11 protein-coding genes and 1 pseudogene are annotated in these 19914 nt (G+C 48.8%); 5 read left to right on the top strand and 7 right to left on the bottom strand.

All coding sequences use genetic code 11. The annotated features are described in order from the left end of the window. Positions 1-5: 5 nt before the first annotated feature. Positions 6-500 (top strand): anthrone oxygenase family protein, encoded by a 495-nt coding sequence (locus tag RID21_RS14865; RefSeq protein ID WP_350190113.1) that lies wholly within the window; start codon positions 6-8, stop codon positions 498-500. Positions 501-1228: 728 nt separating this feature from the next. Here the strand turns inward: RID21_RS14865 and RID21_RS14860 are convergent. From RID21_RS14860 to RID21_RS14850, 3 genes are all read right to left on the bottom strand, one after another. Continuing rightward, positions 1229-2230: an NAD(P)/FAD-dependent oxidoreductase gene (locus RID21_RS14860; RefSeq protein ID WP_350190111.1), complete on the bottom strand. Its 1002-nt coding sequence runs from the start codon at positions 2228-2230 to the stop codon at positions 1229-1231. Between the two features lie 183 nt (positions 2231-2413). Further along, the gene (locus tag RID21_RS14855) at positions 2414-3490 is read right to left on the bottom strand and encodes an NAD(P)-binding domain-containing protein (protein WP_350190109.1); all 1077 of its coding nucleotides are present in this window, start codon (positions 3488-3490) and stop codon (positions 2414-2416) included. 91 nt (positions 3491-3581) lie between these two features. Further along, on the bottom strand, positions 3582-4745 hold the full coding sequence (locus RID21_RS14850) for an alpha-hydroxy acid oxidase (RefSeq protein WP_350190107.1): 1164 nt from the start codon (positions 4743-4745) through the stop codon (positions 3582-3584). Between the two features lie 1127 nt (positions 4746-5872). Here RID21_RS14850 and RID21_RS14845 point away from each other — a divergent pair. The 3 genes and pseudogenes from RID21_RS14845 to RID21_RS14835 all read left to right on the top strand — a co-directional run bounded on the left by RID21_RS14845 (position 5873) and on the right by RID21_RS14835 (position 9620). After that, a complete protein-coding gene (locus tag RID21_RS14845) occupies positions 5873-6355 on the top strand; it encodes a CehA/McbA family metallohydrolase domain-containing protein (RefSeq protein ID WP_350190105.1) in 483 nt (160 codons plus the stop codon). A 1495-nt stretch (positions 6356-7850) separates the two neighbouring features. Further along, positions 7851-8045: pseudogene (locus tag RID21_RS14840) on the top strand (IS3 family transposase); the annotation flags it as partial. Between the two features lie 198 nt (positions 8046-8243). Continuing rightward, positions 8244-9620 (top strand): Gfo/Idh/MocA family protein, encoded by a 1377-nt coding sequence (locus tag RID21_RS14835; protein ID WP_350190103.1) that lies wholly within the window; start codon positions 8244-8246, stop codon positions 9618-9620. A gap of 58 nt (positions 9621-9678) precedes the next feature. On the opposite strand, the gene RID21_RS14830 is transcribed toward RID21_RS14835, so the two are convergent. Beyond that, positions 9679-10515, bottom strand: a complete 837-nt coding sequence (locus RID21_RS14830; protein WP_350190101.1) for a ThuA domain-containing protein — start codon at positions 10513-10515, stop codon at positions 9679-9681. Between the two features lie 853 nt (positions 10516-11368). Here RID21_RS14830 and RID21_RS14825 point away from each other — a divergent pair. Continuing rightward, the gene (locus tag RID21_RS14825) at positions 11369-13108 is read left to right on the top strand and encodes an HDOD domain-containing protein (RefSeq protein ID WP_350190099.1); all 1740 of its coding nucleotides are present in this window, start codon (positions 11369-11371) and stop codon (positions 13106-13108) included. 298 nt (positions 13109-13406) lie between these two features. Here RID21_RS14825 and RID21_RS14820 read toward each other — a convergent pair whose 3' ends face one another. The 3 genes from RID21_RS14820 to RID21_RS14810 are packed head-to-tail and all read right to left on the bottom strand — an operon-like array spanning position 13407 to position 19203. After that, a complete protein-coding gene (locus RID21_RS14820) occupies positions 13407-16973 on the bottom strand; it encodes a PAS domain S-box protein (RefSeq protein WP_350190097.1) in 3567 nt (1188 codons plus the stop codon). Then, complete coding sequence (locus RID21_RS14815; RefSeq protein WP_350190095.1) at positions 16973-17359, bottom strand: response regulator; 387 nt, start codon at positions 17357-17359, stop codon at positions 16973-16975. Before RID21_RS14815 ends, RID21_RS14820 begins: the two co-directional genes overlap by 1 nt. Beyond that, positions 17356-19203 carry a PAS domain-containing sensor histidine kinase gene (locus RID21_RS14810; protein ID WP_350190093.1) on the bottom strand — a complete coding sequence of 616 codons (1848 nt, stop codon included), beginning with the start codon at positions 19201-19203 and terminating at the stop codon, positions 17356-17358. The genes RID21_RS14815 and RID21_RS14810 overlap by 4 nt, the downstream gene beginning before the upstream one ends. Between the last annotated feature and the right edge of the window lie 711 nt (positions 19204-19914).

Here is a 19914-nt window from a genome sequence, read left to right as displayed (position 1 = left end):
AATCTATGGATTTCTTAGAAATGGCTTTGGTCGCAGCTACTTTGCTGTGCTCTTTAGTCGCTGGTTTTCTCTTCGCATTTGCCGTTGTCGTTATGCCGGGCATCAGCAGTCTGAGCGACCAGGATTTCATATGTGCCTTCCGAGTCATGGATCGCGTGATTCAGAACAATCAACCACTTTTCATGCTGGTCTGGATTGGTTCGATGATCACCCTGATTATATTTACGGTTTTAGGCATTTCAGATTTACCCCGGTTTCAGCAGGTAATCTTGGTCATTGCCACGTCACTGTATCTTCTGGCTGTGCAGTTACCAACTCTGACAAAAAATATTCCATTGAACAATAAACTGCAATCACTCAGTGTAGAGGAGATGGAGGCAAATGAATTCAGAATTGCCCGCGATGAATTTGAAAAACGATGGAAGTATTGGAATGCGATCCGGACAGTTTCCGCTATCGTGACATCGTTGATGCTTATAATCCTGTTATCTCTGCAGTGATTACAGATCCATATGTTTTAATTGATCCGACCACCTTTCCTGGAATTCCAGTGACCATTAATAGTGAGTTCGGGTTGCATTCTCTCAGTCCACTCCTAGCATGAATGCTTGAATATGTCATCTCGGGAAAAGCCCGTCACACTTCTCTCAGATACGTTTAAAGCCTCTTAAAACGATCCAAATGGTGTAAGATTGCCGCCGACAGTGCCGACAATAAAAGGTCCCCCTAAAAAATCGCGTAATTGCACATACCTTTGAACCATGGATTATCAGCGAATATTTCAGTATGGCGGTTGGAAGCAATCTGCTTTACCGGAAACGAAGTCATTCAGCTGAGAGGATACAGAATCTGGGTTACAGTATTCCTTTCAGTATCTCATCCAGTTCTCTGAACCAGAGTTACCGGTTGACTTCGGAAAAGTCAGATGCCTCTGCGATTCTTGAACAATACCATTCCCTGCAAGGGAGGCTGCCTGATGTCCCTTCAACTGAATCTTGGCTGGTTACCTAAATAAAGTAGTCCTGATTTCCGCCTGGATTAGTGGTAAGCTGTCATAAGATAAATGGTGAGAACTCAAATGGATTATGCAGTATCGACATCACTGCTCTCAGAATCAGCCCGCTTTCGAATCGTAACTTTGGAGCCACACACGGAACGAGTGTTGTCGCGTTGAAATAAAGAGTAGTCACTCAACCATAAACTTTTCTAGACGATCAAATGTTTTTAGTCAGTGACGCATTCTGACTTCTTCGGCCAGCGCGAGCCCACTAAGATATGCACTTTCAATGCGTGGTCCGACGCACCAGTCTCCACAAACCCCCACTCCTAAGTCTTCGTCAAACAGGAACTTTTGATCCAGTGGTTCGCTGGGCAACGCAAATCGCCAACGATGGACATCAGCGAGTCTATGGGGCCGTGGCACTAAGCCGATGGCTTCCCAAAAGCAGGAAATCAGTTGGGCCATCACAATTTCTTTTACGTCTTCCAAGTGTGTGTACGACCATTCAGGATTTCCGTGCAGCAACCAGCAATCCGGCTTTGTCAGGCGTCCTGGCTTACTGCTGTTGCGAGCGATCCAGGAAAGTGACGAATCATGAACAGTCGCAGCATCCCAGGGGACATCCAACCGCTGGTCGAAAGCTAACATGACCGACCAGCAGGGCGCGAACTTAGCGGCGTCAATCTGCTGTGCGAATTCCGGAAAATCCTTCAGCAGGCTGGCCGACTGGGGAGCTGGGGCGTTGAGAATCAATACATCAAAAATGCCGAGATCCCGGTCTTCCTCACCGAGTAATTGCCAGCCATGTTCGCTTCGGGCGACTGTCGTCACTCGAGTTTGCAGAGTCAGGTTCAGGTCACGAGCCAGATGCTTCGCAATCGCCGTCATAGCTGGTACACCGACAAAGTGCCTCGTCTCTGAATTCGTTGGCTTCCAGACTCCCGTATCGAGCGACCCCATGCGACACTGCCAGGGAGCGACAACTCCGGCCGTGAGCCAGCTTTCGACTTGCTGAGCCATTTCCGTATCCTCGACAGTGAAGTATTGGGCCCCATGATCGAACGCGATATCCGTCTGGTGACGTCGCACGGAAACCCGACCACCAACTCCACGACTTTTATCAAAGATTCGGACGCTGAATCCGGCAGCACTAAGCTGGCGAGCGCAGCACAGTCCACCAATCCCGGCACCAATTACTGCAACATTTTGTTTGCGAGTTGCCACTTTCATCATTAAGCTTCCTGGATATTGCGAAAGGTAGCGATTGTGCTTTCCCCCAGTTATACCATGCATTGAGGATTCGACTGCTGAGTCGATTGATCATTGATGGCCCGGAGGCAAGTAAAGGACGCTACATACTTCCTTTTGGTAAAAGCCGTCCAGATCGTGGTTGATGCACGATTGATCTGGAATTCAACTCTCCGGTGCCTCCTGAATCATCCTCTGCCATTCACCATCTTCTGATTCCACGGACTTTCCCGTCAGCCGGGTCATAATACGATCCACATGCTGATGACAGTTTTCGAGAAACAGTCTGTATTGACTGGACTGGGTACCTGCCAGAGCCGTTCCCGCTATGTAAATCCCCGGGACGTTGGTTTCCATCGACTCTTCATTTACCTGTGGCTGCTGATTATCACCCACCAGTTCGATGCCTGCCCGGTGAAACAATGATTTCTCCTGTTCATAACCGATCAGTGTCAGTACATCGTCAGCATAATGCCGCTGTGGTTCACCCTGCTGCTGCACGTCCTCAAGTTCAACATAGGTTGAAGTAATCCGAACTGGCTGGGTCTCAAAGTATGCCTGAATCTTCCCTGAACGAATGAGTCCTGAGATTTCCGGATAGAGCCAGTATTTGATGTGCTCCTCGGGCAAATTTCTCCCTCGATAGCTGATACTTACATGGGCACCGACGTGGTATAATCGTAAAGCCGCCTCGACAGCGCTGTTCCGTCCTCCGACAATCAGCACCCGGCGACCATAATAGCGGTGTGGCTCACGCAGGTAACCGTCGACGTGCGGTAAGTCCTCGCCTTCGATACCAAGTCGGCGTGCATGGTCCAGCCCTCCCACCGCCAAAACAACAGTCTCACAATCGATCCCGGTTTGTCCCTGTGTGGACTCGGTTATGACGGTAAAACCTGAGTCCCGCTGCTGTATATCAACGACACATTGATAGCATTGCACGTGAATCTGGTACTGTTCTGCAACACTACGAAGATAAGTGAGATACTGTTCCCGATTGGCTTTGTTCTGATCATGTGTCAGCAAGGGAACACCCGCTATGGAAATGCGATCGTTGCTGCTGAACCATCGCGTCTGAGGCGCCCACCAGGAAATCGTCTGACCAATCGCACCGGCATCGAGGATCTGGTATGGAATCTGATTTCGAGTTAAAGCGACTGCCAGTTCCAACCCGATCGGACCGGCTCCCACGATCACCACACGTGTGTCCTTAGGCCCACCTGTTTTTGAATTAGATTGCATAAAATATTGTACTGGCTGGAAATTCAATGAGATAAGGTGTACTAAATTACGCATCGTTAATACACAATGTTAGCAGTTGCCGAATGTGTCTTCAGACGGGGACGCTTTCTCGAATCAGATGATCTCGCATCCTTTCAACTCTCGCACAACCGACCTGCTCCATCACCTGTTTCAGTTGCTTTTTGAGCATTTCAAACGTGTGGTGACCACCGTACCTGCCGAGAGCACACACGCCAAACATGGGAGTGCGGCCCATGAAGGCAAAGTCCGCTCCACAGGCTAGGGACGATGCGATATCAGCTCCCGAGTACATTCCACCATCGATCATCATTTTCAGCTTGCTGCCAAACTCCGGTGTGAGTTTATATAAAGGAACGATAGTAGACTCTCCTCGATCAAGCTGTCGACCACCATGATTAGAAACAATCAATCCATCTAAACCATGCTTGACTACGATCTCTGCGTCTTCCGGAGTGACGATTCCTTTAACGACCAGGTTGCCCTGCCACTTTTCTCGGATCGCTGCAATCTTGTTTTCTGTAAGTCGTCCTGAGAAAGTCTTGTTCATAAAAAGGCCCAGATGCTTCATGTTTAGACCTTTAGGAATGTAAGGTTTCATCGTCTGAAACTCAGGCTTGCCGGCCAGAAGTTGTCCCACTGCCCAGGATGGGCTCAAAAACATCTGGACGATGTTCCGCGGAGTCATTCTCGGAGGAATTGACAGGCCATTCCGGATCTCTTTTGGGCGATAAGCGAATGTTGGTGTGTCTGCCAGAATTACCAGTGTACGGCAACCCGCATCCCACGCTCTTTCCAGCAGCTTATCACGCAGATCATCCTCTGCCGGATGGTAAAGCTGAAACCAGAACTTGCCACTCGTGATCTTTCCGATTTCTTCAATGCTGGCGGTACTGACGGTGGATAATGTAAATGGGATATTGTGATCGACAGCAGCCTGTGCCAGATACTCGCACGCCTTGGGCCACATCAAACCCTGTAAACCTACGGGCGCAACCCCAAATGGTGCTGCATAAGTTTCACCAAACAGTTTAGTGCTTTGATCGGCTTCATTGAATTCGCGGAGATACCAGGGTCTGAGCTGTACTTTGCGTATGTCGTCATTGTTCCTCGCCAGGTTGATTTCCGTAAAACACCCAGCCGTAAGATAATCATAGGCGAAACCCGGCATCCGCGATTTGGCTTTAGCTCTCAGATGGTCAACTGACGGATATTCGGAATTGAAGTGAGTCTGCATATAGTTGTTGCCACTTAATTAAATCTACCCGGAAAGTAAAATCCACGGTATATAGAAAAGATCCAAGAAGCTAACGAGGGATGAGTTGTCCCCAGAGAGGACAACTCTCAGGTTGAGTTTACCGGAAAATTGAAATCATCGCTCCTGCTCTCGATTGCTTTCCGGCATTCAGGACAAGTGTGGAATCGCGTTCCTGTGCAACACACCAGATGCTCATAACATAGTCTTTTCTCACCACACTCCCAGCACCTGGCCATAACCATTTCCGGTTGTTCCTCAGCCAACGTGCCATTTTCAAACGTATCCATAATCTGTCCTAAGATATCTTAATTGGTTCAATTTGCAGTCTTCAATCCCGGGTGTCTGACGACCAGCCATCGCCCCACAACAGGCGCATCTGCTGGCAATATCGTAGTGCTGACTTGAAGATCAATTCACCAGAAACTGACTCAAGACGAGCGTGATCCACAATGTTCCCAAAAGGCGATAAAGACAGAAAGACAGAGTGGCTCCATCATCCGGGTAGGTGTAATCTAATCCAGCCTGTGCCGGCACAAACTGGTAAATTTTTTCTGTATTCGGTTTTTGCAGGAACATGGTTCGCATCAGGATTCAGTTTGCCAGCGGGTATGTCTTTGGGTGAAACACACAACTATCCGCTTGTTACTATAGTCTGGGTCGCACAACGTACTACTGTCCAGATGGGAGTTAAACCTGAAATCTTGCCAGCCACGGAGGCTTGACAACTCCGAAGTCGGTATTTCACAAAGGACTCTGCTTACAGAACCAGGTGGTCGTTTTCTGCTTTCATCTGATAGCGATCTCAAGATGAGCCATTTAAAATTACAAGAGTCCCATAGAAAATGATGCCCTGTGATTTTTCTGATGCCCTCTTGAGTCCAATGGAAAGGTTCCCGTCGTGCTGATACAGAAACGTATTCGTATCTCTGTTGTCATTTTTTCAGTGATATTTCTGTGCTTTGCTCACAACCTGCAAAGTGCAGAACCGGCTTCGGATGATCGATCACGCACACCTGTGGATGTAATTATCAATGAGGACAGTAAAATGTACGACTCGCATCCGTCCGCTGTGACCATGCAGAATGGTTCAACGCGGGTTACCTGGAATGCATTCGAGGACAGCCGTGATCAAATCCTGTTGCGCATCAGGACTGAGTGGTGCCTTAACAGGCATCTACGTGGAAGAACTCACAGCGGATGCGATTTTTGATGCGCTGAAAAAACGGCGTTGCTTTGCCACCAACGACTCCCGGTTCTTCGTCGATGCCCGCGCCAATGGTGCTTTGATGGGTGAGGCCTTCAAATCGCAGGATGGTAACGTTGAATTATCATTGCAGGCAGTTGGCACGCGCCCTGTTGTTTCCGCCACACTGGTTCTTGATGGTAAAGAGATCAAAAAAATCAAAGGCAGAGGAACTGAAGAGTTCCATACCACATATCAGCTGAAACAATTACCCCCCGGCAGATACTGGTTTTACTGGCGATTCGAGCAATCAAAGGATGCCCCCGTCCTGCCTGGAAACTTGATGGTAGCCCACGGTCACCTGGCATGGTCAACTCCGCATTATGTTAATGTCTCGGGAGAGTAGAAATGATTATACACCGCTGTTGTTCTCAACAATCCAGACATTTTCGTGCGAGTTCTCGCGTCTGGGTTAGTCAAAGCGTTCCAGCAATGGATGAACTGTGACACCTTAATCACTCCGTATAGTCTTCCCCAGTTTTTATGGCTATTGTCTGAAGCAAGACCGCTCTCATTGCCTGTCCGATTCGTTGTCCGAATGTGTCCGATTCAGCAAATCCCCAAAGCAAGTCTCCCGCTAGCCACATCAACCCAAGTGTCTAATTCTCAATTACTTACTGAGCTCATTTCCAGCTTGAAAATCCGCCTCAGGAGCGACACCCGCCGCCTCCACTCCAACGGCTGCTCACCAAAGTGGGCAGCCGTTTTTCTTTGCCCTCACAGCCCCCGCGATCCTCTCATGGCAACCTTCCCTTTTAATTTTCTCTTTGATCAGCGCTTGCATGCAACCCCTTCCCGATTTCCAGTGCAGTTCTGTCTCTGGAACGGAACAAATTGCACTTGATCGACACTTTCCGAATCGTATTCTTTTGTAATTCTGCTTCGCGCGCGAGGCGGATGATGCGTGCACTGGAACCTGTCCCACTTGTGACTCAGAAGCACCTGAATCGCCGTCGATTTTTCCAGTTTGTCACCGGAACAAAATGAACCGGTTCTCAATATCTCGTACATATTCAATTCATTTCGGAGCAGACTCAGAGCAATTCAAAGCAGACTCAACCCTTTTCACTGCACATTCGGAGCAGGTCAACACGCAGCATCCACTTGACTCCCCCACGCCGATTCCCAAAATTTAAAACCAACATGACCAACTTTAGAACGCCCAACCAGAAACAAGGGTCTGCCCAAATGCAATTCAGGATAAGCGCAGCAAGCCGGAAACAGACAGGAAAACAGACCAGGTCAAAAACAGCCTCCTGTCAAAACTGAGGGCAGCCAGCCTGGCGACGTTACCTTTGATCCAGACTCCCGCAGGCACCATATTCCTCCGATGTGATCTACCACTCAGTTCCAGCATCCAGACGCGTCATTGTATGAAAAGGCAACGTAACGCCGTAACTGAAAATCGTTCAGCGGAACAGGAACTGTTTCCAGAGACAGAGGGAGAAACCCAGATCCACAACGGTTATCCCGGGCACGAGCAATGATAAAGTGGCGTCTTCACCACCCGTGTAAGTGGTCAGGGAGGATGTACTGCCGCGCCTCTGCTGAGAGCAGTCTCTGATTGTCGGAACCAGCAATCAACCTTTCTCTACTTTCCAGAAACAGAAACTGGTGAAAAGCAGACAGCTGAAGATGGCCAGTTCTCGAACGAAGTCGGACATAAACCCGATCTACTTATATGATCGAAAGAATTTAAAAATGCTGAAAAAAGAATGGTAATTTATCTTGTCCATATTCATCCCGGAGTGATCAGTTCAAAACATGCTGCTCCTGCAACATTCGCTCCGATGAAAATAAATGTTGCGATACTGTTTTCTATTTTACTCCGTTTTTCAAGAGACTGTTGGGACAATGCCGTGATGGAAAGCTTCTTTGCAACGCTCAAGAAAGAGCTGATTCATCGCCAGAAATACGAGACACGGGCATCAGCCCGTCACAGTATCTTCGAGTACATCGAAGTGTTCTACAATGGTGAAAGGCACCATTCATCTCTGGGCTATCAGAGTCCCGAAATGTTTGAGCAGGCAGTATAACCTAATTCCAGCGCCCACTATTTCTGGGGAACTTCAGACTCAATCCATATCGGGAATCTTGGATAAAAAGGTCGGCATGGGCTAGCTTTTGATAGCATTAACAACGCCTAAAATGATATGGTGAAAATGGCCACCAATTTAGTGTAGAGGCCAAACTTTGACCGGCTCCATACTCAATTTCCAAGAGAGTACTCCGCTATGCAAAATATTAATCTCCCCCCTGAGAATAACAGCAGCAAGCTGACGCGACGTGACTTCATAGCAACCGCCAGTACTGCGTTTATGGTGCCGACCATCGTTCCCAGTTCTGTCTTTGGTGCGAATGCCCCCAGTAACCGCATCAACATTGCCCAGATTGGTTGTGGAAACCAGAGTCGTGCCGACTTGCCCGGTATGTTGCGGCTCGCTGATGCGCAGGTGGTTGCCGTCTGTGACGTCAACAAGGCCAGTGGTGGCTATGCTCGTAAAGAACATTTTCTGGGACGCGATCCCGCTCAGAAAAAAGTGAATGAGTACTATGCCAAAAAGGTACGTTCGGGGAAGTACCAGGGATGTGATGCCTACAGTGACTTTCGCGATGTTCTGGCACGCGAAGACATTGATGCCGTCATGATCACTTTACCCGATCATTGGCATGCCCTGGCGACTGTCAAAGCCTGTGAAGCCGGCAAAGACGTCTATTGCCAGAAACCCATGTCACTCACCGTCCATGATGGTCAGCAGATGATCAAAGCGGTTCGCAAGCACAATCGTATTTTACAGACCGGCTCTCAGTATCGCTCGAATAAAGTCGTGCGCCGCATGTGTGAACTGGTACGCAATGGTCGCATCGGCGAGGTCAAACGCGTGGTTTCTATTATTAATGGCAGCGGTGCAGGACCAGGCCCAGGCTGGCCGGAAATGCCCGTACCCGCTGGTTTTGATTACAACATGTGGTTAGGCCCCGCACCGATGGCCCCCTATCACAGCGATCGCTGCTTCTACCGTTTCCGCTTCCATCTCGATTATTCAGGGGGACAGGTCACCAACACCGGTGCGCATTCAACCGATATCATCCAGTGGGCGCTGGACATGGACGGCACTGGCCCGGTGGAATTCGAGAACCAACCAGGGGTTGTCTGGCCGCCCAAAGGGCATCTATACACCACCGCGATGAAAACCGACTTCCGCGCACGCTACGCCAACGGTATCGAGTTTATTTGTCGTACACAGGAACCCGGGTTTGGAGCCCGCATCGAGGGCACCGAAGGCTGGGTTCAATTCAGTGTGAATAATATGCGCGAGGTGGAAGCATCCTCAGATGCCATCAAGAATTCAGTAATCGCAGCCGATGAGATTCACCTGCCCGTCAGCGAGAATCATTACCAGAACTTCATTGACTCCGTCAAGTCGCGGAAAGATCCCATCGAACCCGTTGAGGCCGGACATTCTACCGCCAGTATTTGTCACCTGGGTAACATTGCCATGCGGCTGAAACGAAAACTAAAGTGGGACCCGGAGAAAGAACAGTTCATCGGTGATGAAGCAGCCAATCAGATGCTGCAACGCCCCTATCACGCGCCCTGGAAAATATAAAACGGGGGACTGCATGTCCACCTGCGAGTCCTACCTGGGGTAGTGTAAAAACGACTCGTCAATCGGCCAGCAACCAGGTGATCGCATTGTTGTAGAGCCGGATCACATCAGGCTGTTTGACATCCTCGGGGGCGCCCAGGCTTGTGTAAAAGACCTTAGCCTGTTTGGGACCGTAGGTGCGGTACCAGGCTAACGGCTGGGTCGGCGTATCTGTCTCCGCCTTACCAAGCAGCAGCGGGGTAGCATCTTTGGCAAGTGGCAAGACCAGGTACAGCGACTTGTAACCGCGAATGCTGGACGGGTCGATTCCTTTCAAGAACGGCGTTTTCGCGGGAGCATCTGGGTGGCGTGTTACCCGATAAGGCAACCCCTGGGTCTCATAACCGGTGTTTTGTCCGCCGAGGACAGCCGGTGTAAATTCCGGCCAGACCGCTCTTCCTTCAGGAGGCTTGGCATCCTTACCCCGAGGCAAAAAGGCGTGGTTGGCCGTTCGAATCCCCAGCAGCGGTTTACCCGCATTGAGATGTTTTTTGATCGCTTCGAGCTGTTCGGCTGGCAGCGTTGCCCGTCGTATAAATACAATCAACAGGTCGGCCCGTGGAACCGCTTTGAGCAACCCGGGAATATCTGTTGGCAACGGCTGATTGCCTTCCAGAATCGTAACACTATGGCCAGCCGGCCGAAGCTCCTGCGTCGCGTAGCGATTGAGAAACGTGACCGCTTCGTAATTGTTCGGATCATCCACCGTCAAACAAACGATCTCGGCTCCTGGTGCCTGTTGAGCAGCCATAGTGTTGATCATCATGAGTAAAAGCAGGAAGATCGAAAACGTGCAGAATCGGTCGAGAAGTTTACCGTGGTGACTGATCGAGATCGTTGCATATTGAGTTGGCATTGGACGTCTTTCGTGGTGGAGACAGGCAGTGAATAAGACTACCGTCTGGCTGGATATTCAATGGTTGGACTGCTATTTCAGAAAACAGATTGCCCCGTTGTTTCCAGATCAGAAAGGCCTCAACATTGAGAGCTTGTCTGAAATCAAAGCGTAGCGTCTGCCGGTTGAAACCCCTTAGCTGTCTGTGCAGGATTCTTCCTGATGTGTCAGTGGGGGACGAATACGTGGTCTTTTATAAATTTCGTCAGTGGCGATTGTTTGCTTGAGTTTTTCGTCTGCCGTCGTTTGAGAGATTCTGCCGAGTGTATGCTTTGTCGAGATCAAGCACAGCGCGTGCTGGATCCCCCTGAACTGACCGCTGGGCGTTTCTTCGTAAATGATTTCTGGATCTAGAGATGAAGTTTCCCTCTTCTGTAGTGAGATCCACGGCTTAGGCTCTCCAAATCAAAGTCGGTGATCAGAATCAAGTCATCCGTGACGTCACCATTGCCGATCATGTTGCGCAGCGGCGTACCAAAGTCTTATCCGTGGCGGAATGGGGGACGAACCGCTGTTTGCATTTCCGAAATGAAGAGAACTCTGTCTCGAAGCCTTTTTATTGCTCATAATAACATTCAGTCTATATCTGTAGTTCCACTCGTTACGAACATAATTGCTCATTGTGCATAATGAGGGATTGACCTTAACTTAATACCAAAAAGTTTTAACCAATAAACAGACTCACCGACACTTTTTCGCATGACGATGTAGTAAATGAAGTATCATAAAATATTGAGCCCAGACACATCAATATTTCTTCATTAGAAGCGATTCCCGGGGAGGAACTCTGATAAATACTTTCATCTACCATGCCTTGATCGTTGATGATGAATCAGCGATCCGCGAACTTCTGTCTCGCGTATTATCTCAGGCTGGATTTCAGTGTGATACAGCTGGAAATGGCGAAAAAGCCATGGAGATGTGCGCTCTCCATCGGTACGATCTGATTATCACCGACCTCAAAATGCCGGTGATGAACGGTCACATCCTATGTACCGAGCTCATGAAACTTCAGGATCAGCAAACGGAAATCTGCGTCCTCACCGGCATAATGCAGCCCCTGATCGATGAAGATTTGCGGAAGCGCGGAATCAGACACCTATATCGCAAACCAATTAAATACAAAGAATTTTCGCAAAACATGCTGGAAATTCTGTCCCGGAAAACCGACTCAAAGCGTAAGAACATCGCACCGGTTCAGGCAGATGACACATCCACGACTCGTCCCGGCTCAAAACACAATGTCATTGTTCTGAGTCCGGACTCGGCGTTCTGCCACCGTATCGTCCTGGCTGCTGCTGAGTCCCCCTTGAATGTGATCGTAGCTCTCAGCACTGATCATCTGCTGGAAATTGTGAATGAAAAGCGGGTGGATTTGCTGATCATCGACCAGGAGATTTCTGGGTTTCTGCGCGGGAATCAAATCGTGGAACGACTCCACGCTGACCTGATCAATATTCCTGCATTCTTGAGAGGCTCCCGAGACTCACTCGCTCGCCTCAATATTGAAAACTGCCAGGGGGTCGAAAAAACGATAGAGGAAGAAACCGACGAAACAGAAATTCTGAATCTGGCATACGGGTATATGTCACGCCTGTCCCACCACTGTCTGATGATCGACTCCGCAGCCCGCCGACTGGTTACGGAATTCAGCGATGTCCCTCCGATTCCACATGTACTGACCAGACTGGTAGAACATGCCACCCGTTCCTCCCTCGAAATTTCAATTCCACAACTCGTCAGCGAAATTGAAACGGACTCGCGACTGACTTCAGAGTTGATTAAGGTTGCAAACTCATCTCAGGTCGCTGCCTCTTCGCAACAAAAAGATTTGAAAGGCATCGTCACGCTACTGGGCCCCAGGAAGGCAATTGCAATCTGCCTCTCGCTTGGTTTGCGAACTGTCCGTTCCAAGCTGATGATGCCCTGGGCGGAAGAGTTCCGACACTGGTACCTCAAACGCACCTCCCTGATCGCCGCCACAGCAGAGTCCGTCGCGCGCTATTTCGATTCTGTACCTCCGGAAACAGCCTATCTGCTGGGAATATTGCAGGAGATCGGTATCCTGGTGCTGGCCGAGCACTATGGCGAAGCCTATTTTGAGCGGGTCGTAAAACGAGTTCGAACAATTCCCACGTTGCAGTTCATCACTTCCGAAAACCTGGTCACGAATACTGATCATGGCATGGTCTCTGCTGCTGTTCTGCAAGCCTGGGGCTTTCCGTTTTCCATCGTGCAACCCGTGTATGCCCATCACAGGGATGCTAGCGAATTGAATCTGCCTATTATGACGCAGGGGCTGGTACGTTGCATGCAGGTCGCGGAGGCGTTCGCGGAAATGTGCGACCAACCTGTGCCCCAGCGTATTCTTAAAGTCAATCAGCTGTTGTCCGAGTATTACCAGAAAGGAAGAATGGAATCGCAGGATGTCTTTCTGACTGCCATTGAAAAAACCAATCAGATGACAGAAATCCTCCGCACTCCGCCTTTATCCTCTGACGAACTGGAAGCGATTGTCAGCCAGATAAAGGAAAGTGATCAGATCCATTCATGAAGTGATTATTATATCATTCAAACCGCATCAGAATTCCAAATGAGATCCTCGAATAACTCAATATCGTGATCATTACCGACAGGCATGGCTTGACGATCTGGATCAACAAGGGATTCGAACGTAGTACGGGCTTACTCGCGATTCAATCTGCCGAAGCGGGTGGGGCCGCAAAAATATTATTGGCCGAAGCAAAGCGACGCTGTGATCAGGCAAGCATCATCGCTCAGAGGCGTTCGAGTCTGGTTCGAGCTTCATTTGTTGCAGGCCGTCCCCTGTTACTGACCGTAGAATCGTTTGATTATTGCTGATCGAGCAGGTTACGAACTTTTTGGGCCAACTTCGATGGTGAAAACGGTTTCTGGAGGAAGGTAAACTCTGTTGCCAAGACGCCATGTCGGATCACCGCGTCATCGGTGTAACCTGACAGGAACAGAATTTTGCAATTAGGGTGGATCTGATGGACTTTCTCAGCCAGTTCACGCCCGCCCAGATGAGGCATCACGACATCGGAGATGAGTAGATCAACGGCATCTCCGTTGGTTTGCATGAATTCCAGCGCTTCTTTTCCATTGGACGTCAGATGGATTGTGTACCCGTAGTTTCTCAAAATTTGAGCGGTCAGCGTCCTGACCGCGTCTTCATCTTCTGCGACCAAAATCGTTTCTGTGCCGCGAGAAACTGAAAACGTGGTTGCTTTTGGGGAGTGTTCAGCACCAAGCGTTCTAGTAGCCGGCAGATAGACTTTGAATGTTGTCCCCTGGTCGATCTCGCTGTAAACGGTGATCGTCCCACCAGTTTGCTTCACAATCCCATGGACGGTTGAAAGACCCAGCCCAGTTCCCCTACCGACATCTTTAGTTGTAAAAAACGGCTCAAATATTTTAGATTTTACTTCCTCAGGAATGCCCGAACCACTATCGCTCATGGTAAGTAGAACAAAACGGCCTGGTTGGAGATTCGGGATAATCTGACAATAAGTCTCATCCAGATCAACCATACCGGTGGCAATTGAGAGGGTACCGCCGCGAGGCATGGCATCACGGGCATTCACAGCCAGATTCAGCAGTATCTGCTCCAGATGACTTGGTTCCATTTTCACTTGATCGAGGCCGGGCTCCAGGGAGACTTGAAGCAGAATATCCTCACCGATCAACCTGTGCAGCATATTTTCCGTGCCGCGGACCAGTTCGTTCAAATCGATCAGTTTGGGTTCGATGACATGTTGCCGACTGAAAGTCAATAACTGCTTCGTGAGTTCTTCCGCCCGATTACCTGCATCCCAGATATGCGAAATCCAGTCGCGTAACGGAAAATCCTCTCCGAGATCGTCGAGAAGCATTTCGCTGTAACTGTTGATAATGGTGAGCAGATTGTTGAAATCGTGAGCAACTCCTCCAGCAAGTTTGCCGACAGCTTCCATTTTCTGGGCTTGATGAAACTGTTCTTCCAGATTTTTCCGGGATGTCACATCAGTCTGAATACCCACAAAGTGGGATAACTTCCCTTCGGGAGAATAAACAGGGGATATCGAAAGTTGATTCCAGAAAGCCGTGCCATCTTTACGATAGTTTAAGATCTCGACGTCACACTTTTGGCGATCACGAATCGCATTACGAATTTGCGTTACGGTTTCCGGATTTGTCCTGGTGCCCTGAAGAAAGCGGCAATTTCTGCCAAGGACTTCCTGGGCCGAGTATCCCGTAATCAGTTCAAAACCCTTGCTGGCGAAGACGATCGCATTATCAGGGTCACTGGCGTCTGTTATCAGAATTCCCTGTGAAACCGCCTGAATGGCCCGATCACGCAGATGGAGTGTTTCCTCGGCCAGCTTACGTTCCGTCAAGTCCATCATGCCACCGATCATACGGACTGCAACTCCGTTATCGTCGTGCAACACGTGCCCGCGATCAAGCACATAAGCATAGGAGCCATCTTTGCGGAGGAAACGATACTCTCCTTCCCAGGATTCATCACCGGACTCGATGGCCTGATGGACCTGATCGATGACCCAGGTCCTGTCATCTGAGTGAATTCGGTTGTACCACGATTCGATCGTCGGTTCGACATCGTCTCGAGAAAATCCAAAGAGAGTCTCAAAGCCATCCCCCCACCACAATGATTGAGTTTTGAGATCCCAATCCCAAATGGCATCGTTAGTCGCTTTGGCGAGTATTCGAAATCTTGCCTCATTCGCTTCGAGAGCGATGATGGCTTCTTTACGTTCCGAGATATCTTGAGCTACGCCGGCGACCCGGAATACGTTGCCTTGTTGATCTCGGATGGGGAACGCCTTATCAGAAATCCAGCGGATCGATTCATCGGGACGGCTGATGCGATATTCGACATCGTAGCCTGTAATGGCTTCATTCTGCAGCAAATGCTGGATTCGAGCCAGATCTTCCGGATGAATCATATCCTTCCACAGATTGGGATTTTCATAGAGCTCACGACAGGGATATCCCCAGATCCGTTCAAAACTGGGACTGATATAGAGTATCTCGGAAGTGCTGGGATCACTCAGCCAGAAGACTTCTTCAATATTCTCGGCAAGTTGTACGAATCGCTCCTGGGTTTCTTGCCTGGCCAGTTCGGCTTCGCGTTGTTCAGTTACATCCCGTGAGATTCCAATGGTACCGATGACATCGCCATGCTGGTTACGATAGGGGACCTTATGGGCACTGAATGTTCTTGGACCTTCGGTTGTTACCAATACTTCTTCAATCGTCTGGAGTTCGTTCGACTCCATGACTTTGCGATCATTCTCCATAATGCGTTGTGCATCTGGACCAGGAAAGACTTCCGTATCGTCCTTTCCGATAACGTCTTGTATTGGTTTACCGACAAATTTTGCTGCGGCCTGATTGAACAGCAGGTATTGTCCTTCGCGATTCTTGACGAAGACAGCATCATTGACACCATTAACAACGGCCTGCAACAATTCTGAAGTCTGGGCTGCTACAGCTTCTGCCTGACGTTGCTCTGACAGATCTCTGGCCTGGACCAGGCAGGCGGGGCGTCCTGCGAACTCCAATCCATACGCAAAGATCTCGACTTCAAATATTTCATCCGACTTACGCCGATGTTTCCAGATTCCTCGATGTTCTTTGCCAGTTCCTGATTTACTCAGCATCTCTTTTAGACGCAGGACTTCCTCGGCAGGCCGAATTTCTTCGAGCGTCATTGTCAAAAACTCTTCACGGGTATACCCGTAAGAAGAGACTGCAGCATCATTGACTGCCAGATAGCGAAGCGTTTCCCTGTCGTAAACAAAGAGGGGGTCGGTAACCGAATTGAACAGTCCCCGGTAGCGTGCTTCACTTTCACGAAGCGACACTTCGGTTTCTCGATGCTGCTCCAGTAGCTGTTCGAGGGAGAGGTTGGTCTGCGATAACTGCTGGACCTTTTCATTCAGCTTTCGGACTAAGACATGAGAATACTGTTCCAGTATTTTTGAGCTGTTGATTGACTGTTTTTTCAGCTGTTTCGTCTCGGAAGCATCAGGAGTGAGAAGTTCGTCAATTCTCGCCTTAAGCAGGTCAGGCTCGGCTGGCTTGATCAGGAATGCGTCGGCACCGAGTTCGAGTGCCAGTTCTTCATCTTCTGAAGTTGTGTAGGTCGCCGTATAGACAAAGAATGGAATGGACTGCAGTTGTTTCTGGGATTTCCACTTTCGGAGCAGTTCAAAACCATCCATCTGGGGCATGAGAAGATCAGAAATGATCAGGTCGGGAGCATTCTGCATAGCACATGTGAGTGCTTCCTGCCCATTTTTTGCTTCTTCGACCTGATGACCACTCCCTTGCAGGATGACTCGAAGAAAATAGAGATTTCTGTCATCGTCATCAACAATTAATACATGACTCATCACCGGCCCCCTTCGCCTGATGCATGAAGATATTGCTCAACCTCGAAAACGAATGAATTGGGATCTATCGGTTTCTCAATATATCCTTCTGCTCCCGCATCCAGACACCTCTGCCGGTCACCAGGCATCGCATAGGATGTGACGGCAACGATAGGGATCAATTTCAATTGTGGATGCTGTTTTAGGTGACGCATCACGGTGTAGCCATCCACCTCAGGAAGCTGGATATCAAGGAGTATCAAATCCGGATTGATTTTGATGGCCATCTCTAATCCACTCGTTCCAGTTTCGGCTTCAAACACTTCATGCCCACGTTTCGTCAGCAGAAAGGTCACCAGGTAACGATTATTGGGGTTGTCTTCAATGATCAACAGACGGGACTTCATATTTTCTCCACAGGGGTAAATGGTAACTTCACGCTTAAAGTAGTGCCATATCCCCATTGGCTTTCGATGTCAATCGTCCCCCCCATCAGTTCAACCAGGCGCTTACAAATCGCCAGTCCCAGGCCTGTTCCATCATGTTTTCTCGAAGTTCCCGAATCAATCTGACGGAATGGTTGAAAGACGTGTTCCAGATCCTCCTGTTTAATTCCAATTCCGGTGTCAGAGACAAGAATCTGCAAGAGTTCTTTTGCAGATGCTGTCCCGGAATTGTCGTAGACGATAACAGCTTTAAGCTGAATACCTCCCTTTTCGGTGTATTTGACGGCATTACTCAACAGATTCAATAGAATTTGCTCAAACCGTCGTCGGTCACTTTTTAACTGGCTTAGCTCGGGGGAAAGGTGAGTTTGCAGAGTCAGGTTTTGATTATCGACCTGAGGACGCATGATTCTGAGCACATTATCGATCGACTGATGGATATCAAAGTATTCCTGACAGACCTCGAGTTGTCCTGCTTCAATTTTTGAAATATCCAATACATCGTTAACAAGCGCCAGTAAATGACGGGCGCTATCTTGAACCATGGTGAGTTGTTTTTGCTGCTCCTGATTGAGTGGTCCTGCCATCTCTTGAAGAATGATTCCTGTAAACCCGATGATGGAATTCAACGGGGTCCGCAATTCGTGAGACATTGTCGCCAGAAATGCCGATTTAACCTGGTCAGCAGCCTCGGCCTGCTCGCGTTTCTGCCGTTCCACCTCGATTCGCCTGCGGTCAGTAATGTCGGTCCCGATACTCAGAATCTCGGTGACATTCTCATAATCGTTAAGTTGAACCCGATTCGTCCAATCAATTAAGACACGTTTCCCGTTACGGCATATATTCTCATTGACCAGATGTTCGTGTGTCGCGGGAGAATCGCAGATTTCTTCGATCAGTGAACTCAAATCACGCCCATTACTTTCCGTGGCAGGCACGATCGTCCCCATCACATTCTGACCGACAATTTCGTCATAAGAGTATCCAAAAAATTCACACCCGAAACGATTCATAAACCGAATTCGACCACTTCGATCCCAACGCAGGATTATACTGTTGGCCTGTTCGACCAGTTCTCGATACTTCTGCTCGCTTCTGGCCAGTTGGGTTTCTGCCTGTTTCCGATCGGAAATATCAATTCCCATGCCGACCAAACACAGCTTCCCTTTGTAAAGTACGCGACTGCCAGTGAAAAAATACGGGGTTGCTGTCCCCTGCTTGTTGATAAATAATGCTTCCAGAGAAGATTCTCCCAGGGTAAATACTTCCTGAATGCGTTCTTCAACTCGCAAAATATCGTTCCCACGGAAAAATTCCCGGGGATGCAGATGTCGGATCTCGCTGTCTGAATAGCCGGAAACAGTCTCGAAGTTTTTATTCCAGCGTAGGAAAGAACCTTCGGAGTCATAGAAATAAATGATTCCCGGCATGGACTCGATCATCGTGTCAGCAAATACTTTTTCATTTCGAAATGCCTCTTTAACTTCACTGAGAGCGCGATAAGCCTGACTGGCAATTTTGAAAGTTCTGTTCAGGAGAATGACCAGCAGTAAAGTCGTCACCGTAACAAACGCAATGCCTTTGTAAGTCCCCCAAAGAGCAACTCGTGTGGGATCAGACACAACGGCGATCAGTATTCTGTCCGAAAATAAGATCCAGAGGATGCCTGAAATAGCATATACAGAGGCAATTGTTGCTGTTCGAACTCGGAACCATTGGTTCATTTGATCAATGGACCAATCCGGCGACACGGAGGTATTTCTAATAGTCACTATCTTCCTCCAGTCATGAGCATGTACCCACAATCGTCAATAGCTGATTAAGCAAATAAGAGCATTTTGCTCTTCCATTGCGGTCACATGAATTATCCGATTACAGATTGATAAGGGTTTGATCCCGTTGATCATCAATAAGTTAATCTAGGATTTCACATATAGATCAGATAAGAGCCGATCCAGGGATGGATTGTAGCAATTGTGGTTTCCCATGTCTAAAACGAAGTGACTTTCTCCACTTCTATTGGCATTCAGTAGTTGAAATCCATAATCACCGCAGAGACCGTATTATTCAGTGACCAATACGGTCTCTGCGTAGACTTTCTCTGTGATCCCGCCCGTTATCCAATATATAAATTCGCTTCACTTTCACGTGATACGCGGCAGTAATATTGCCGGCCGTGCAATCTGCTCAAGCATCGCAGCGATGAACCTCTGTGTTACAGGGAATTCCATTTTCCCCGGCGATTGCTGCTACTTTTTAATCGGCTGAATCGTGCAGACTACGTTGTTCGCATGCATGATTGCAATCAGAACCATGTTTTTCCAGATCGCCGCCCTACGGCGATAGGATCGACCAACTCCTGATTGTCCAGGGACACACAAGTCAACTCAGCCCCCAGAGACTGTAGAAAGCGGCAGGGCTACCAAGTGAGCCAGTACTGGTAATCACGGTGAAGCTTGAATTGCAAAAGCCTGGCAAACCGAAAGTATGTCCGGCAAATGTATATTACCCGGACA

Source organism: Gimesia sp. (assembly GCF_040219335.1).
Lineage (GTDB): Bacteria > Planctomycetota > Planctomycetia > Planctomycetales > Planctomycetaceae > Gimesia.
The sequence above is the reverse complement of the archived record's forward strand: the minus strand, read 5'-3'. Positions and strand labels throughout refer to the sequence as shown.

Excerpts from the sequence above, each read along its gene's own strand:
- RID21_RS14865 (WP_350190113.1), top strand. The coding sequence starts at position 6 with ATGGATTTCTTAGAAATGGCTTTGGTCGCAGCTACTTTGCTGTGCTCT.
- RID21_RS14860 (WP_350190111.1), bottom strand. The coding sequence starts at position 2,230 with ATGAAAGTGGCAACTCGCAAACAAAATGTTGCAGTAATTGGTGCCGGG.
- RID21_RS14855 (WP_350190109.1), bottom strand. The coding sequence starts at position 3,490 with ATGCAATCTAATTCAAAAACAGGTGGGCCTAAGGACACACGTGTGGTG.
- RID21_RS14850 (WP_350190107.1), bottom strand. The coding sequence starts at position 4,745 with ATGCAGACTCACTTCAATTCCGAATATCCGTCAGTTGACCATCTGAGA.
- RID21_RS14845 (WP_350190105.1), top strand. The coding sequence starts at position 5,873 with ATGCATTCGAGGACAGCCGTGATCAAATCCTGTTGCGCATCAGGACTG.
- RID21_RS14835 (WP_350190103.1), top strand. The coding sequence starts at position 8,244 with ATGCAAAATATTAATCTCCCCCCTGAGAATAACAGCAGCAAGCTGACG.
- RID21_RS14830 (WP_350190101.1), bottom strand. The coding sequence starts at position 10,515 with ATGCCAACTCAATATGCAACGATCTCGATCAGTCACCACGGTAAACTT.
- RID21_RS14820 (WP_350190097.1), bottom strand. The coding sequence starts at position 16,973 with ATGAGTCATGTATTAATTGTTGATGACGATGACAGAAATCTCTATTTT.
- RID21_RS14815 (WP_350190095.1), bottom strand. The coding sequence starts at position 17,359 with ATGAAGTCCCGTCTGTTGATCATTGAAGACAACCCCAATAATCGTTAC.